Genomic DNA, 16,593 nt, shown 5'->3' on the forward strand with positions numbered 1-16,593 from the left:
CATTGGTGAAGGTAAAACCAAAGCTCTTAGTCTTTGGCAGCATCCGCAACCGCATCACCAGCGGACTCTACGTCGCGGCCGATGCCGTGCATCGTGTTACATGCGCTTACAGTGAAAAGCGCGGCGATCAGAAAAAGTGCAGTTGTGAACTTGGCCATTTTTGCCTCCAATGTCTTATGTGATGGTCTGATACTATGGGACCTCGCGTCAGGGTTCGATTGGCGGCAGGCTGGGCCTTGGTAAATTTGTGATAAAGAAAATGTGGCAGGCTGCCACATTCTGCCCATCGGCGCTGATAGGCCAAAAAAAAGCCCAGATATTATCTGGGCTTAGATGGATAGAAGTTGAGGAAGGAAGCGGCCCGAACCTGCTAGCCTGGGGGAGGTATGACCATGCCCGGACCACTTCCTTTGGGGGCACACATAGTGACCGCCCAAACTCATAAATACGCCCTCGCCTGCAAGTTTTCGATTGGGCCGCATGCCAGCCATATAAGGAAGATATAAAAACCACCGCACGGCGATCGTCGCCAATCGAAAATCCGAAGAAAAAAGGTGCCCCGGGGAAGCGAGGAAACCCGAGGAAACGGCCCCGAGGCACCGCCGGTATACGTGCGTAGGCACGTGTCCGGTAGGTATTAATCTTGCTGCCCCGGTGGGGCATAGTCCGAAGGCTCACGGCTCTCACGCGCGCTTTTCTCACGTCCGCTTGCCAGACCTTCCGCAAAACCGTGCGCAACTTCCTGCGCCAGCACGGCGAGAAGCGAGGCCATATCCGCAGGCGCGTGTGCTGCTTCTTCCTGCGCACGTTCGCGCGCCTGAGCCTCAAGCTCCCGCACCGTCATGCGGCGGCACAACCACCAGACAAACACGGCATTGAGCAACAGCACCAGACCAGAGAGCAGAAGCACAATATGCTGGGGCACCCCGGCGCCAATGAGCCATACATATAACGCCGTCACCAAAAGCCCCGAACCCGCCGCGATGCTGAGTCCCGCCGCAATGGCACCCAAGGCGCCATATTTGGCGTGGGTGATGGGCCGCTCAAGAGCAGGCCTCGAGTTCAAGGCCTGCTCGGCGATCAGCTTTAAAGCTGTGTCCCACATTGCGGGTGCTTATTTCCGGCTCAGGAGCGCCGCCACAATCGCGCCGCCAGCAAAGGCCGCTGCGGTTGAGGCAAACGGACGCTTCTGGATGGTTTTCTCCGCCTTGTCGCGGGCCACCTTCGCCTGGTCCTGTTTTTCGCTCAGATACTCACGGGCCTTCACACCGGCCTCACGCGCCCGCTCCTTGATCGCATCAATATCGAAGCGCGAGCTCTCGCCAAGACCGTTAGGAGCATGCCCGTTCGCAGTGGCAGCAAGCATCTCTTTGATCTGTGCCAGATCTTTCTTGAGGGTCTTAATTTCCTGCTGAGCAGTAGCCATCGTCGTCTCCTATGTGTTTCAAATTTAGGCGCGATAAGCCTCATAAGTGGCTCCGTCGCGCTGACACCTTAAGAGTGGCGATGATCGACTTAGGGAACAATGCGAGCCCTATGGGCGATTTATAAAAATGCGATAAAGAGGCTAATGGAGGATGTGCTCAATCGTCTCGATGAGGTCATCCATGATGAAAGGTTTGGTCAGATAGGCGCTGGCACCGCGGTCATATGCCGTCTCGCGGGTCTCTCTGTCGCTGCGCACCGTGAGCACCACGACCTTGGGCTCGTCGCCCTTAGCACTTGCGACAATCTCCGGCAGGATATCAAGCCCGTCACGGTCCGGCAGGCCGAGATCAAGGATCACAACCTCGGGGCTTTCGCTCTCGCAAAGGGTCATACCCTCTTCCGCCGACGCGGCTTCATAAAAATCCACCCCGTGATCCATCATGGAGATTTTGAGAAAGGTGCGGATTGATGCGGTGTCATCAATCACCAGTACCTTGGTGTTTTCAAGCGCTGTCATTGTGCTGCCTCCGCTATCAGCGTCTGGCTGACAGGAAAGCTGAGCGTAAAGACGGCGCCGCCGTCCTTGTGGTTCCCTGCTGTCACGTCACCTCCTTGTGCTTTCATGACCGATTTTGCGATCGCGAGGCCTAGGCCGGTGCCCGCCACCTGGCTATCGCTTTTGTTCAACCGTTCGTATTTATCGAAAACCTTCGTGAGCATCTCTTCCGGTATGCCCGCGCCCGCATCCCTCACCTGATAACAAAAGCCCGTACTTGTTTGTTTGAGTGTTATAGTAATGGGCGCGCCCTCCGGCGAATATTTGGCCGCGTTATCCACAATGTTCTGCAGCACTTGTGTGGTCATCATCGCATCCATCTCAACCCGCACACCTTCAGCCCGATTGTCGACCGTCACCTCACGGTCCTTCAGGCGGGACTTGAGGGCCTTCAGAACCGTACCCACTGGCTCCATCGGGTCATGCGGGTTGCGGGCAAACTCAATTTCGCCGCTCTCAATCCGGGTCATGGAAAGGATATTGGTGATGAAGCTGTCTAAGCGCTGCGCTTCATCAAGCGCGGTTTCCGTAAGCGTATCCGCCTGCTCTTCCGAAATACGACCGGAGGCGCGCAAACTCCTGAGCACACTGATACTGCCGATGATAGACGCCAGCGGGGTTTTAAGGTCATGCGACACGCTTGAGAGCAGCATGGAGCGGAGCTTCTCCCGCTCTTCGCGGAAGCGGCTGTCAGACATGTCGTTCATCAGCTCCACACGCTCAAGCGTCGCCGCCACATGGTCGGTCAGCGCGGTCAGAAGCTGGCCAAAGGCCGCGTCAAGCCGGGCCCTTATCGGAATTTTCACCCCAAACACGCCATATTTTTTATTGCCGGTGCTCATCACCTCAAAGCGCCAGCTTGAGCCGATCCCGAGAAGCGAACCGAAACCCGCCGTCTGCCCCTGTTCCCAACATTTTTTGAGCGCGAGCTTGTCCCGCTCATTCAGCTCGGCATCGCTTGGGTAGGCAAAAAAGCTAACATCCTCAGCCCCCGCAACCGACGACACCGTGATATCCGCCCCTTTTTCTGTTGTGGGCAGAAAGAAACCCACATCCATGCCAAAAAGCTTGTGCACCTCACGGTCGAGAATCTCCAACACCTGATGCGCGCTATCGGCGCCCGATGTCATCTGGTGAATGTCATAAAGCGCACGGCTGCGTCTTTCTTTCATACGGGCGCTGTCCACACTCGCGCGTACATGCCCCCCCATCACAGACACCACAATCGCCGCAAACATATAGATCGATACGTTGATCACATCGGTGATCGTGCCCATGTTGAACTGCTCAATCGGCACCGTGTAATAATAGTTGATCACCAGAAAACTCAGCACCGAGGACACAAGCGCAGGCAGCAAGCCGTACCTGAGCGACACGATCACACACGCCAGCAGGAAAATAAGTGCAATATTGTGGGTGTTGATGCGGTGCATGATCATCGGCATCAGAGACCGCACACCTTCCGCCGCCAGATAGGCAAGCCCCACGGCGGCGAAGGGTGCAATAAAATGCTCCCACGTGAAAGAGCCTGTATGCAGGCGCGACATAAGGCTCGGTTTCGACATCACACCGTCAAGCGGCACGATGGTAACCTGCGCCTTGCGGCCAAAGCGGCGCGCTACCTTGTCGGCGGTGCTGCGGGTCAGGGTTGCAGCAAGGCCAGAGCGTGTATACTGGCCGATGAAAATATGTTCGATATGTTCGTCAGCGGAAAAACAGGCCTGGATATAGTCGAGGATGGCGTAAGAGCTTTTACCCGCCTCAAGGTTTACGATGGTTGCACCCGCCGCCTCAGCCCGGCGCAGAAGCCGCATGATGCGCTCCTGCCGCATGGCGTTGCCCACGTCTTCATCGGGGCGCTCAAGATAAAGCAGGCGCCATTCAGCGCCCGACGCAGGCAGCTTCCTGAGCGCCGCATCCAGAAGCAAATGGCTACGCGGATGACCATCGATACAGACTAGAACGTCCAGTGACATGGCGACCTCGATTTTCTTATCCTCCCCTAAAGCCTAGATTTCGCCAGATAAATATTCCATTAGGAACATAACCTTGGCCAAAATCGGGCGCCCCCGGCGCATAAAAAAAACGGGCCATGGGCCCGTTTCATCATCCAGGGTAAACCCCTGGCAACCACGCGTGAGGATTTATTGCCCCTCAAGTTCCTCCGCGCCGTCCTCAATTGCACGGCCTGCATCATTAGCCGCTTCTTCAATTTGATCACCAAGGTCCGGCTCACGGTCTACAGCTACCATCACAACAATGGCCGCAAGCACAACACCCAGCAAAATCTTCATATTCCTAGACATAACATTCTCCGTTATTTTTGAAAACCTATGTAACCTGTGGGGTGGCCCGCCTTAAAGCGAAGCCCCCAGCATCCAGCCCGCTTCATCGTGGAAGCGCATCCGGCCAACCATCAGATCGACGGTTACTTCGTCACCTGCTTCTTCAGCAACATTCAGCACCTTGCGGGCCTCAGCCGCGCATACAGCATGGGCTGCCTTCAGGTTCTTCAGCATGTCTTCCGCGCTTGAAGGCAGCTTCTCATCGTCATCAACGGCAGACAGCGCCCCAAATGACTTGAGCGTGCCGGGCGTGAAATGCCCCAGCGCCCGGATACGTTCGGCGATCTCATCGCCCGCTTCGTGCAAGTCCTGATAATGCTCTTCAAAGAGCTTATGCAGGCTATGAAAGCGCGGGCCCGTTACGTTCCAGTGGTAAAAGAGCGACTTCACATAAAGCGAATATGTGGACGCCAACATCCCGCCAAGCGCCTCCGCCACTTTTGCCCGGCTGTCTTCACCGATACCGGTATCCATTGACTGGCCGTCTTTAATAGGCGTTACGAGCTTCATATCGTCGTCTCCTGTTGTTTCGGGTTCTGTTGCTTTGATCAGTTGATCAATCGCGTCGGATACATCGCGAAGGGCGGCTGCATAGTCATGCTGCTTGTCGTCCTGCGTCGCAGCAGGCACGGGGCTTTCTTCCGCGATGTGGTTTTGCTCCTCGAGCGCATGCATGATCTGGTCACGCAGATGCACGAGGTTTTGAGGGCCATGAAGCTCAAGCGCTTCAAGCGCGGTTACCGAGCCGGCATAGACCCGCTCGATCCAGCGCGAAAGCTGGCGTGCATCACTGCCAAGGCCCTCCTCCTCAAGCGCGTCATGATGACGATTGAGGGTTTGATGAAGGCTGACAGCAAAAGCATCAAAATCTGAACTCCTGCCATACGGTGTGTGTGTTGCTGTCATCATTCGTCTCCTAATGAGAAGATGATCAACAATCAGACATGAGTTTTCGATAGGGAGGGCTAGAGCCCAGATAAAAATCGCATAAAGACGGGCACGCACAATTTTCTTTGTGCGTGGTGCTCAGGCAGCCGCTCTTGTCGAGGCCAGCCTCTCTGGTTCGTGGCTGGATCAGGGCTTTAGATCAAGGGGAGATACACTGAAAACCGGGTTCCCTTGCCAACCTCGCTTTCTACATCTATCGCGCCATCCAGTCCCTGCACGATCTGACTGACTTGCGACATCCCGATACCAGACCCTTCGCCAACCCCTTTGGTGGTGAAGAAGGGTTCAAAAATCTTATCCAATAGAAACTCGTCTATACCGGTGCCATTGTCTTCGACGTAGAGCGCCACATAACGTTCAGGTCGGATATCAAACAATCTAGGCTTAGCTATATCCTGCCCGCGGACGATCCTTGTGCTAACCGTAATTTCCCCTTTCGCAGCGTCAACCGCATCAACTGCGTTCGATACAAGATTTACCACCACCTGGCTCAGCGCGGTGCCAGACAAACAAATCCTGCCACTCTCGCTGGTGAAGTCCGTTCGTACGTTAACAGACGACGGCACACAAAGCTTGGCGATGCGCCACATTTCCTTAAACAAGGCGTCGGTATCGCATTCCGTTACTTCAGTGGAACTGTCGTGGGAGAACACCATGATGTTCTGCACCACTTCCTTGATGTTCATACCAACCGACAGCGCATCCGAGACATTCTCTTCAAGTTCTTCCAGAAACTCTGTTTTCTCTACTGACTTGAGATCTTCCAGTGCACTGTCCAGGCTCAGGAACAGAGGGAACAGAAGGTTATTGATATCATGCGCCACGCCTCCAGCGACCCGCCCTAAGGACTCGATACGCTCGCAGCGGGCCGCAGCCACTTCTTCCTCATAACGGCTGGTGATATCGCGCCATACGGAGATAAAACCATCAATCTCATGGCCATCGGTGCGCTGAGGCGTGACAGAAACATCAAGCCATCGTGCATTGCCCGCCGCGTTAACAATTCTTATCTGGCCGTTCCATACACCGTGCTCCACCACCTCGGCCCTCAGGTCTTCCCGCGTAAGGTCTCCGCCAAGGTCATACTCCACCAATTCATAGATATCTTTACCAATAACGTCAGCTTTGGGCATTTCGAGGATTTCACACAAAAGGGCGTTGCACTTTCTTACCCGGCGGTCGATCCCAGTGACGAGAATCCCGTCCTTTATCTGGTCGATAATTTGTGCCTGGCGTCTAACTTTATCCATCGCCAGTTTACGCTCGGTAATATCGCGCATATTGGCGATATAGATGGTGCGGCCCTCCTCCATCGTGACAGCCCCTATACTAAGCTCCAGGGGTACCTCCTGTCCGTCCCGTGCCAATCCGCTATGTTCCACCAACGAACCACTTGTGGCCTGACGCATACTAACGGAGGAATACCTGCGAATAGCGCCCTGTGCCTCGGCCCCAAAACCCGCAGGCAAGACCGTTTTTATATCTTTCCCCACAAGCTCGGTTGGAAAATATCCGAACATCACGCAGGCGGCCTTATTGGCAAGCAGGATTTTTCCACACTCATCCGCAACAACGATCCCGTCTGCCGCATTGTCGGCAATGGCGAACAATAGGTCGTGTTGATACGCAGAACCATCGAGTAGCGTGTTGGATAATTGATCGGTTGCCAGCATCCGGTTACGAACTCCTTCATCTCGCCCCTCTCTATAAATAGTACAAATACGTTCACGATTTCTTAATCGTGATTGTATTAATTTATACTGGAAACGAATATTGAGAAACCAAATGGGGTTGAGGCACCGGATGCACAAATAATAAAGTAAACAATATTATAATTTATTTATATTGTTTGTGCTTTTTATTATGTACGTGGAAAAGTAATGCAAAACAACGCCAAGACAGGAACGAAGAATCAATCTTTTCTTCAATCCATTTTTGGAATTTCCCCCAAACAGCCCGGCCACAACACAGACCGGCCAAAGCGCCGTCAGAAGAATACCGGATCCAAAAAAAGACATGACGAACTGGCCGACTTTGAGAAGCGGCTGCAAGCGATCGCGTCACGACAGGATGTTGTGGTAGCGAGCAATCTGCATGTTCTCAATATCGCAAAAATTAAAGAAAAAGTGGGTGACCGCTGGGATCGCCTGAGCAAAGTGATCCAGATGAACATCGAGACGATCATTGATCGCCACCTGCAAAAGGGTGACGAGGTGATGAGACGCTCGGAACTCAACTATGTCATTGTTTTTGCCAATGCCGACAAACAGGAAACCAGCCAACGCCTGAAAACCATATCGCACGAAGTCATTGAAAAGGTATTTGGCACGGATGCCCTTCTTGAAGGATTTGAAATCCAGTCAACGGCAGCGCCCCTGACCAGCAGTCAAAATCCGGAAATGACTCTCGCCGAGGTCTTTGCTTCGCTCGACAATTCCGATTGGCGTGAAACCTACTCCCGCGCCAGAATGGAGCTTGAGGCCAATGACATGCTTCCGGCAACCACCGTTCTGTCTGACGCCAAGAAAACCATAGCGTACACAAAAAAGATGCTGGCTGGCGTTACCGACGACGCAGACATCAACGATTTCATCAATATCCTGAACAAGCTTTCCCCCGCCCTGCAGGAAACCCAGGATGCCTGCCGTCAATTGGTATCTACCGGCACGTCCTTCACCGGCACATCCGACGGCGCGAGCGAACTGGCCAATATACTCAAGATCACGGAAACCTATTCACAAGCAATTGCGAAGCTGAAAAATCAGGCTGAAAAATATAAGGAGACGATTGAGGTCACCACGAACGACCAGCATGAGGCCGAGCAAAACACCAATCAGGAACTGGTGATCGATCCAGACGCCTATTTCGAGGAAAAGCAAAAAGCGGCGGACCGTCTTGATCCACTTAGTCAGGTGAAGTTCATCTATAGCTCGGTATGGGATATTCCTGAGGAGAAAATTTCCCGGTTCCGCTGCAAGATATCCTATAAGGATGTTAGCAAACCATTTTCGGTGGAACGGCTATTTTCCGGCCACAATCTGGAAAATGCTCATTTTCAAATGGATTGCGCGGTATTGCGGCAGGTAATCAGAGATGTTGTCGCCACCGCCACAGAAGGTGAACCAATCACGCTGATCGCCCCGATAAAATTCTCCTCGGTCTCATCAGCCCGCAACAGGTCAATAGTCGTGCAAACCCTGAACAGCTTGCCCGAGACCCTGCGCCCGAGGCTACAACTGGAGATCATCAACATTGACGCCAACACCTGGTCTTCCCGGATTTCCGAGGCTGTAGGGTTTCTAAAAAATCAATGCGGCGCGATCTCGCTCCGGCTTCCACCCCGGTATCGCTACCTGAACGACCTTAAACAGGCCGGTGTATATGCAGTTGGCCACGATGTTGCCGAGCTTAAACTACGGGAGGTCAGCATCTTTGGAGAACTGGAAAACCTCTGCAAAATGGCAGACCTGACACAGATCAAGATTTTCCTGAGCGGTGTGAATTCAATGAGCTTGGTATCGGGTGCCATCGGCGCCGGAGTGACTTATATGGACGGCAGTATCGTGAAAAGCCCACCAAAACCAGTTGCGAAGAAACTCACCCTGTCGGACCTTTACACCAGCCAGTTTCGCACTGTTGCGTAAACAAGTTTGCGGGCGCCCACAGCGGGGGCTAACGGCCTCGCGGATATGTTCCGGATTACATTTTGGCAAACGGAGGCAGGTTGTCTTCGACCGTTGTCAATAATTGCCTGACGGTCGCAGGCTTGGAAATCGTAGCCGCGGCCCCGATATCTTTCGCAATTTTCAGGAAATCCGTGTTTCCTAGACGCCCGCCGCCCGACATCGCAATGATCTTCAATGCAGGAAAACGCTCTCTTATGTGAGTGATGGTCTCTATGCCTTCCATCTCCGGCATAATAATGTCGGTTATGACGAGGTCACACTCGATGTTCTCCAGAATAGACAGCCCCTCCCGGCCGTTTGCCCCCTTGTGCACCGTATAACCCGCCTTGCCCAGAACCTTGGCCACACCCTCCCTGACCGCGGTATCATCATCCAGTACTAAAATGTTTGCGAGTTTATATGCCATACTGAGGTTCCTTCAAACACATGGTTGTTCCTCAATCTATAACACTCACTGATTGCCCATTTCTTAACATTGAGGAAAATCTCGACACTCCTGATGTGCTATACTGTCTGAAAGCTACGCCTGTAGGCTATGGGGCTCGCCCCCACGATACGCCGGAAATGATGCCGGAAGGTATCGCCTGCGCCAAAGCCCGCTTCGAACGCGATACGGTCAATGGTGAGATCCGTATACTCCAGCATGTCTTTTGCGAGCCGCAGGCGCTCTAGCAGTATCCATTCAAGCGGTGTGTGCCCGGTTGCAGCCTTGAAGCGCCGAAAGAAGGTGCGGGTACTCATATGTGCCTTAAGGGCCATCTCGCTCACGGAATGTTCGCCCGCCGGGTCTCTCCTGATGGCATCCAGCACGGCACCAATTGCAGGAGCAGCCTTTAAGGGCCGCGTATGCTCGATAAACTGTGCCTGCCCGCCTTCCCGCTGGGGCGGCGCCACCATCATGCGGGCCACCTTGTTGCTGGCCTCAACACCGTGGTCACGGCGCATCAGGTGCAGCAGCATATCTATGCCAGCGACAGAACCGGCAGAGGTTACCACATTACCTTCATCAATATAAAGTACGCCGGGTTCAATGGTGGCAGCAGGCGCAGCATCCGCGAGTGTGCCCGCATATTTCCAGTGTGTGGTGGCGCGCCGCCCATCCAACAGCCCAGCCGCTGCCAGCACAAACGCGCCTGTACAAACCGACGCAATGCGGGTGCCGCCTGCGTGCGCCTCAAGAAGGGCGCTGGTAATCTCTTGTGGTACAGGGCCGAGCCGCCAGCCGGGGACGATGATGCTATCCGCCGACAGCAATGCTTCGCGCCCGCCCGTGGCTTCAACTAGTGCGCCGCCCGTTGCCCGCACCTGTGCGCCTTCAAGCGAGCAGACATCTAAGTGGTACCAAGCTGTAGCGCTAGCATCGGGCCGGTTGCCCAACACCTCCATCACGGTCGCAAACTCAAAAAGGCAAAGCCCCTGATAGGCCAGCACCGCAATATGGTGTGGGCGGGTTCGTTCAGGCGACTTTAAACCGGTGTTTTGCATCCCATAATCCTTGTTGGCACTATCTTCCCATATAATGGCATTAATGCCACTTTTCAATCAACCCGCCTGCCCTGATATTCCGGCTATGGATCACGCAGAAAACATATCGGGCAACCATGCGCCCTTCACCAAAGCCGGGCTGAGACGGGGGATGAAAGCCAATATGGCGGCGGTACCAGCGGTGATTGCCTTTGGTATTGGTTTTGGGGCCACGGCGCTTGAACATGACCTGCCGGCAAGTGCCGCCCTTGGCATGAGCGCATTTGTGTTTGCGGGCTCCGCCCAATATGCGGTGCTTGAGCTGTGGGGCGAGCCGATGCCCTATATCGCCATCGCGCTCATTACCCTTGCCCTAAACGCGCGCCATATCGTGCTGGCGCTGACGCTACGGCAGTATCTGGCGCACCTTGGTGCACCGGTTAAATATCTTGCGCTTTCCGTACTTAGTGACGCGAACTGGGCGGCGAGCCAAAGCGCTATCCGCAAGGGGGATATGGACGTGGCCCATCTGGCCGGGGGCGGCATTGCGCTTTGGGTGGCCTGGTTTATTGGCACAGCCGTTGGGGTTTCTTTCGGGCAGGCGATTGGCTCCCTTCACCCTTATGGCATTGATGTTGTGATGCCAGGTTTTTTTGCCTGTGCGCTGATCGGGCTCACCAAAGGCCGGGCGGAGATGCCCGCGCTCGCGTCGTCAGCTTTGGTTTCCGCCCTGCTCGCAGCGGTGATCGCCCTGCACTGGGCCATCCTTATAGGTGCCGCCGTTGGCGCGATGATCGGAGCATGGTGTGATGATGAGCACTAGCGCCACATGGCTCGCGATATTCATCATGGCGACCGTGACCTATTTCACCCGCGCCATCGGTGCATGGTTCGCGGCCCGCATCAAAAACCCCAAGCGGCTCGAGCGTTTGCTCAAGCATCTGTCGTCTTCCATGCTGGCGGCGCTTGTGGCGCCTGCGCTGGCAAGCGGCGACATCACGCGGCTGGTTGGTGTTGCCACTGCCTGTTTGGTGATGATCATCAGCAAACGCGCGCTTCTGTCGCTTTGCACCGGGGTTCTCATCACCACCACGCTTAGAACATTTTGAAAGGCCGAGCCATGATAGCGAGACTATGGACAGGATATGTCCCTAACGAAAAAGCGGAAGAGTATGTGCGCCTGATGGGGGAGATTGCGATCCCCGACTATAAACGCATCAGCTCCAATCGGGGCGCCTTTTGCCTGCACCGACAGCTTGGCCCGGCAACCATGGTGACGATGCTCACCTTCTGGCCGGATATCGAGGCGATCAAACAATTCGCGGGCGAGGTTTATGACACCGCAAAATATTATGACTTTGACCGCGACTTCCTTCTCCAGATACCAGAGAAGGCCGAGCATTTTGAGGTGATTGGAAACGAGTTTTATGGTGATGCCATAACCTGAGGTTATGGTGTGCCAGAATAGCTGGGATTTGCGCCACACTCGCGCCACACATACGCCGCAGAAACGCGCACACTTACGCCACACAATACCCGGTTATGACCTGGATTCCGCCACACTGACGCCACACCCCCAAAAGGGCTGATTATCCCCAGAATTCTGCGGATGGCGGGCTGATGGCGCCAAAATCGATGTTGAGGCCGCCGTCCCTGTCGCGCTCCATCCACACGGGGCCATCAAGGTCCAGAAACTCGGCGCCCTCGGCCAGCAAAAGGGCTGGCGCCATGGAGAGTGAGGTGCCGATCATGCACCCGATCATGATCCTGAAACCCATTGATTCCGCTTGGTTTTTCAGCGCCAACGCTTCCGTTAGCCCGCCGGTTTTATCAAGTTTGATGTTGATGATATCATAGCGTCCTTTCAGGCGCGGCAGGTCAGCACGGGTATGGCAGCTTTCATCGGCACAAAGCGGCACGGCAGACGCAAAGCCTTGTAATGCTTCATCTTTTCCGGCAGGTAGCGGTTGCTCCAGCATATCAACACCAAGAGCGGCGAGGTCTTTATGCACCTGCTCAAGGAGCTCAATATCCCAGCTTTCATTGGGGTCAACAATCATACGGGGTGATGGTGCTGCCTCCCGTATTTTCCTAATTTTTTCAACAACTTGCTCACGGTCTATCTTCACCTTGAGAAGCTTGCAATCGCGCAGCTGCACGGCTTTTGCGGCCATCCGCTCCGCTGTATCGATCCCGATTGTCAGCGCTGTGTTCGGCTCCCGCGCGGCGGCGGCGCCGGAGATATCGAAAGCTGTGCGGCCTGCCATCTTGGCTTCAAGGTCCCACAAGGCGCAATCAAGCGCGTTCCGTGCGGCGCCCGCAGGCAGAAGGCCCAGAAGGTCCGCGCGGCTGCAGCCCAGCTCAAGGTTTTTCTGCACGCTTTTCATCGCGCTGATCACCGCTTCGGCATTCTCGCCATAATGGGCGTAAGGCACTGATTCACCACGGCCTTTATGCACCCCCTCGCTCACCTCCGCGACCGTAACGGTCACTTCAGTTTTCACACCTCGAGAGATTTGAAAGGGTTCTTTGAGGGGCCAGGTTTCAGCGTGGAATTCAACACGTCTACTCATGGACAGGTAAAACCTTCTAACACTGTTACAATTTCTTCCACACCCATGCGCAGCGGGTCCACGCACGGTACACCAAAATCCTTCGCCGTGTCTGCGCAAAGTTTTTGCGCGGCTTCCAAATCCAGCGACGAGGTGTTGAGCGAGATACCCACGAGCTTCACATCCGGGTTGGTGCGGCGGGCCGTCTCAAGGTTCAACGCCAGCGTTTCCGCCATTGTTGGCAACTTATAATGCGGCAAGCTGCGCATATGAGGGCGGTTGGGTTCATGGCACAGCACAAGGGCATCAGCCTGCGCACCGTGCAGAAGGCCGAGGCTCACGCCCGCATATGATGGGTGGAAAAGCGAACCCTGGCCTTCGATCAGGTCCCAGTGGTCCGGGCTGTTCGCAGGGGTCAGTTGTTCAACGGCGCCCGAGATAAAATCAGACACCACCGCGTCAATCGGCAGCCCCTCGCCCGCTATCAAAATGCCGGTTTGGCCGGTTGCACGGAAGTCCGCGTTCATGCCGCGCACCCGCATCGCTTCTTCAAGCGCGAGGGTCGTGTACATCTTGCCGACTGAGCAGTCTGTGCCCACGGTCAGGAGGCGCAGGCCAGCGCGTTTGGCACCGTTTCCAACGGGCAGGGGTTTGTCTGTGAAGCGCAGGTCAACGAGCGCCACACCGTGCTGCGCTGCCGCATCCCGAATGCGCTCAACACTTGAAAGCCTACGGTGAAGCCCGCTTACAATATCAAGCCCCGCCTCAATCGCCTCAACAATCGCTTCAACCCATTTATCTGTGATCACACCGCCCGCGTTTGCGAGGCCCAGCACGTATGACTGTGCGCCTGCGGCCTTGGCTTCACGCGGCGTCATTGCGGGCAAGCCGAGGCTGATGGTGCAACCTTCAAGGCTATGTTCCGCAAGGCAAAGCGATGGCCGCCACTGGGCCACGCCGCGCGCGGTTTTCACCGCTATCGGGTCCTGCGCTTCACCAAGGAATAATAGATATGGCGTTTTGATCATTGTCTAGCCCTCTCATAATCTCGCGATTTCAGCGATTTAGAGAACTATAGTCTGGCCATGCCGTCAGTTGAAATTCTGTGACTTACCCAATTCATAACCTGAGGTTATAGCTTAGAGCGTGCCAACCTCGGCGTAAACTTCCCTGAAGTGCCTGAGGAAGTTTGCACACACCCGCGACAGCGGCCTGCCCTCATCCGACAGCGCTACCACCTCATAAGGAATGGCAGGCTCAAGTGGCGTGCGTTCAAGCGCCGGTTCGCTACCGGCCAAGGCGGTCAGATGATCTACGAGCGCAATCCCACACCCAAACCCCACAAGGTTCTTGGCGATATAATAGGTCTGTACCGACACCACCGACTGAAGCTGTACCTGGCTGTTTTGCAGATGGGCCGCAAGCAGTTGGGAGAGCGGGCCGCTTGACCTGATGCCCACCACCTCGCGCTCGTTAAGCGCGGCGAGGCTCACCCGCCCCTCGCGTATCGGCACATCCCCCGCCTGATGCACACACACAAACTCGCCACGCCCCACCGGGTGCCTCGCTATCCCCGCCAGCGCCGGTGGGTTGAACGCGATGGCGATATCGCAGTTCTGCTCACGGATGGAAGACAATATTTCGCTGAAATGCGCGGTGCTTACATCAAAGGTCACATCCGGGTGTTTCTGCCTGAAACCCGCAATAGCGCGCGGCAGAACATCGAGCCCGAGTGCTGGCATCACAGCGATACGCACATGACCAGAGCGGCCGAGCTTGAGGTTATTGGCCCGGTTTTGCAGGGCCCCAAGCTGGTCGTAGATGCCTTTTACATCCTCAAACAGCGCGTGAGCCTCAGCGGTTGGCACCATCTTGCCCTTGATGCGATCAAAAAGCTTATATCCAAGCGTATCTTCCGCGTTTCGCAACACCTTGCTGACGGAAGGCTGCGAGACATTCAGATATTCGGCCGCCATGGTGACCGAACCACAGCTATAAACCGCGTGGAAAATTTCTATCTGACGAAGGCGCATGAAGGCTGGCTCTATTCTACTTCAAAAATGACGCGCCATTACGACACTTTCCGCTCAGCTTTGTCAAACCCGCAAGCCCTAAACTACGAGGAAGCACAGAACCTTGAGATATAGGCCTCGTGCGTGGGCAGGCGCTTAACAGCACCGTTCATGATGGTGCGCAGGTTGGTCATGAAGTCCGTCAACTCCTTGGAGCTGATATCGTCCGCCAGCGCACCATATCCCTTGGGAACAGCGTTTTGACCAAGCAATACATGAAGCCAGGAACCTTCAGTGAACAGCTCGTCATCTTCCCTAAGAAGAAAACCATCCTCCTTGAAGAGGTCTATCTTGCGCTTGAGCCTTTCCGGCACTTCCATCGCGGCGCAGTAGCGCCAGAACTCACTATCCCCGCGCTGGTTCAAGTGATAATGCAGCACGATAAAATCGGTAATATAGTCAAACTCAGCAATGGCCTGCCTGTTATGTTCCCGCACCACAGCCTCACTCACACCGCGGGTCGGGAACATTTTTGCCAGCCGCACGATGGCGGACTGGATGAGGTGGATGCTGGTGCTTTCAAGTGGCTCGAGAAACCCGCTTGAGAGACCAACCGCGAGGCAGTTCTTTTCCCAGAAAACCTGCCGTCGCCCGGTGCGGAACTTGATGGTGCGCGGCTCAGTAACAGGCTTGCCTTCAAGATTACCCAGAAGGATCGATGTCGCCTCATCCTCGCTCATATAGGCACTCGAGAACACATGCCCATTGCCGGTTCGGTGCTGAAGGGGTATCCGCCACTGCCACCCCGCCGCGTGCGCGATGGACTGTGTATAAGGCCGCAGCGGTGCGACATTCTCACTTTGCACAGCAATAGCACGATCACACGGTAGCATGTGTGCGAAATCCTCGAAATCGACACCAAGCTTGTCCCCCAAGAGGAGGCTCCGAAAGCCGGTGCAATCAACGAAGAAATCGCCCTCTATAGTCGTACCGTCTTCGAGGGTGAGTGACCGGAGAAACCCGGTCTCATTATCCTGCGCCACACTTGCGATCTTGCCCTCCACGCGCCGAACACCGCGCCCTTCCGCCAAGGTGCGTAGGTAACGCGCATAAAGCCCTGCATCAAAATGATAGGCGTGCACGAGCCCCGCGAGCGGTGACCCTTCGATCTTGTCTATGGGCGCAAACTTCCCGGCATTGGCCGCAAGGTCATTGAAGGAATAATCCCACAGGTTTTCTTCCATGCCCTCCTGCCGGGCGCGAAGGTAATAATGGTGAAACGGGGTCATACCAAGGTTATGGCCGGTGGAGCCAAAAGCATGCATGTAACTGTCACCAACACGGCCCCAGTTCTGGAACTGAATACCCAGCTTGAAGGTGCCCTTGGTGTGCTTCAGGAAATCATTTTCCTTGATCCCGACCGCTTTGTTAAAAAGCTGGATCGGCGGGATAGTGGCTTCGCCCACCCCAACAGTGCCGATTTGCTCGGATTCGATGAGGGTGATCTCAAGGTTGCGGCCAAGCCGGGTGGCAAGAAAAGCCGCCGCCATCCATCCGGCTGTACCGCCGCCTGCGATCACAACTTTCTTCACACTCGCTCCA

18 protein-coding genes are annotated in these 16,593 nt (G+C 55.1%); 4 read left to right on the forward strand and 14 right to left on the reverse strand.

Features of this window, described 5'->3' with window-relative positions; all coding sequences use genetic code 11:
* Window positions 1-26: 26 nt before the first annotated feature.
* The 8 genes from ACN0XZ_RS10185 to ACN0XZ_RS10220 form a co-directional block, all read right to left on the reverse strand.
* Complete coding sequence (locus tag ACN0XZ_RS10185) at window positions 27-158, reverse strand: entericidin A/B family lipoprotein (RefSeq protein ID WP_417457647.1); 132 nt, start codon at window positions 156-158, stop codon at window positions 27-29.
* A 479-nt stretch (window positions 159-637) separates the two neighbouring features.
* Entirely contained in the window at window positions 638-1,105 is a 468-nt protein-coding gene (locus tag ACN0XZ_RS10190) for a hypothetical protein (protein WP_417457648.1), read from the reverse strand.
* Window positions 1,106-1,114: 9 nt separating this feature from the next.
* A complete protein-coding gene (locus ACN0XZ_RS10195; RefSeq protein ID WP_417457649.1) occupies window positions 1,115-1,426 on the reverse strand; it encodes a hypothetical protein in 312 nt (103 codons plus the stop codon).
* Window positions 1,427-1,567: 141 nt separating this feature from the next.
* The gene (locus tag ACN0XZ_RS10200; protein WP_417457650.1) at window positions 1,568-1,945 is read right to left on the reverse strand and encodes a response regulator; all 378 of its coding nucleotides are present in this window, start codon (window positions 1,943-1,945) and stop codon (window positions 1,568-1,570) included.
* Window positions 1,942-3,960: an ATP-binding protein gene (locus ACN0XZ_RS10205; RefSeq protein ID WP_417457651.1), complete on the reverse strand. Its 2,019-nt coding sequence runs from the start codon at window positions 3,958-3,960 to the stop codon at window positions 1,942-1,944. The genes ACN0XZ_RS10200 and ACN0XZ_RS10205 overlap by 4 nt, the downstream gene beginning before the upstream one ends.
* A 168-nt stretch (window positions 3,961-4,128) precedes the next feature.
* The gene (locus ACN0XZ_RS10210; RefSeq protein ID WP_417457652.1) at window positions 4,129-4,290 is read right to left on the reverse strand and encodes a hypothetical protein; all 162 of its coding nucleotides are present in this window, start codon (window positions 4,288-4,290) and stop codon (window positions 4,129-4,131) included.
* Between the two features lie 51 nt (window positions 4,291-4,341).
* Window positions 4,342-5,235 carry a Dps family protein gene (locus ACN0XZ_RS10215; RefSeq protein WP_417457653.1) on the reverse strand — a complete coding sequence of 298 codons (894 nt, stop codon included), beginning with the start codon at window positions 5,233-5,235 and terminating at the stop codon, window positions 4,342-4,344.
* 176 nt (window positions 5,236-5,411) lie between these two features.
* Window positions 5,412-6,950 carry a PAS domain S-box protein gene (locus ACN0XZ_RS10220; protein WP_417457654.1) on the reverse strand — a complete coding sequence of 513 codons (1,539 nt, stop codon included), beginning with the start codon at window positions 6,948-6,950 and terminating at the stop codon, window positions 5,412-5,414.
* 402 nt (window positions 6,951-7,352) lie between these two features.
* Between ACN0XZ_RS10220 and ACN0XZ_RS10225 the strand changes: the two genes are divergently transcribed.
* On the forward strand, window positions 7,353-8,921 hold the full coding sequence (locus ACN0XZ_RS10225) for a hypothetical protein (protein WP_417457655.1): 1,569 nt from the start codon (window positions 7,353-7,355) through the stop codon (window positions 8,919-8,921).
* A 55-nt stretch (window positions 8,922-8,976) separates the two neighbouring features.
* Here the strand turns inward: ACN0XZ_RS10225 and ACN0XZ_RS10230 are convergent, their stop codons facing one another.
* Together ACN0XZ_RS10230 and ACN0XZ_RS10235 are read right to left on the reverse strand one after the other, a co-directional pair.
* Entirely contained in the window at window positions 8,977-9,369 is a 393-nt protein-coding gene (locus ACN0XZ_RS10230) for a response regulator (protein ID WP_417457656.1), read from the reverse strand.
* Window positions 9,370-9,467: 98 nt separating this feature from the next.
* Entirely contained in the window at window positions 9,468-10,505 is a 1,038-nt protein-coding gene (locus ACN0XZ_RS10235) for a helix-turn-helix domain-containing protein (protein WP_417457657.1), read from the reverse strand.
* Window positions 10,506-10,533: 28 nt separating this feature from the next.
* Here ACN0XZ_RS10235 and ACN0XZ_RS10240 point away from each other — a divergent pair, with 28 nt between their 5' ends.
* Genes ACN0XZ_RS10240 through ACN0XZ_RS10250 form a run of 3 tightly spaced genes read left to right on the forward strand, consistent with a single transcriptional unit; the run spans window position 10,534 to window position 11,874 of the window.
* Complete coding sequence (locus ACN0XZ_RS10240; protein WP_417457658.1) at window positions 10,534-11,250, forward strand: AzlC family ABC transporter permease; 717 nt, start codon at window positions 10,534-10,536, stop codon at window positions 11,248-11,250.
* Window positions 11,237-11,536 (forward strand): AzlD family protein, encoded by a 300-nt coding sequence (locus ACN0XZ_RS10245; protein ID WP_417457659.1) that lies wholly within the window; start codon window positions 11,237-11,239, stop codon window positions 11,534-11,536. Before ACN0XZ_RS10240 ends, ACN0XZ_RS10245 begins: the two co-directional genes overlap by 14 nt.
* An 11-nt stretch (window positions 11,537-11,547) precedes the next feature.
* Window positions 11,548-11,874: an antibiotic biosynthesis monooxygenase gene (locus tag ACN0XZ_RS10250; RefSeq protein WP_417457660.1), complete on the forward strand. Its 327-nt coding sequence runs from the start codon at window positions 11,548-11,550 to the stop codon at window positions 11,872-11,874.
* 142 nt (window positions 11,875-12,016) lie between these two features.
* Here ACN0XZ_RS10250 and dgcA read toward each other — a convergent pair whose 3' ends face one another.
* From dgcA to ACN0XZ_RS10270, 4 genes are all read right to left on the reverse strand, one after another.
* The gene (dgcA, locus tag ACN0XZ_RS10255; protein ID WP_417457661.1) at window positions 12,017-13,000 is read right to left on the reverse strand and encodes an N-acetyl-D-Glu racemase DgcA; all 984 of its coding nucleotides are present in this window, start codon (window positions 12,998-13,000) and stop codon (window positions 12,017-12,019) included.
* Complete coding sequence (dgcN, locus tag ACN0XZ_RS10260) at window positions 12,997-14,007, reverse strand: N-acetyltransferase DgcN (RefSeq protein ID WP_417457662.1); 1,011 nt, start codon at window positions 14,005-14,007, stop codon at window positions 12,997-12,999. Before dgcN ends, dgcA begins: the two co-directional genes overlap by 4 nt.
* Before the next feature lie 111 nt (window positions 14,008-14,118).
* Window positions 14,119-15,012, reverse strand: coding sequence for a LysR family transcriptional regulator (locus ACN0XZ_RS10265; protein WP_417457663.1), 894 nt, complete (start codon window positions 15,010-15,012; stop codon window positions 14,119-14,121).
* A gap of 83 nt (window positions 15,013-15,095) precedes the next feature.
* Window positions 15,096-16,583, reverse strand: coding sequence for a tryptophan halogenase family protein (locus ACN0XZ_RS10270; protein WP_417457664.1), 1,488 nt, complete (start codon window positions 16,581-16,583; stop codon window positions 15,096-15,098).
* Window positions 16,584-16,593 lie beyond the last annotated feature (10 nt).

This window comes from Kordiimonas sp., assembly GCF_048264555.1.
In the GTDB taxonomy this organism is placed as follows: domain Bacteria; phylum Pseudomonadota; class Alphaproteobacteria; order Sphingomonadales; family Kordiimonadaceae; genus Kordiimonas.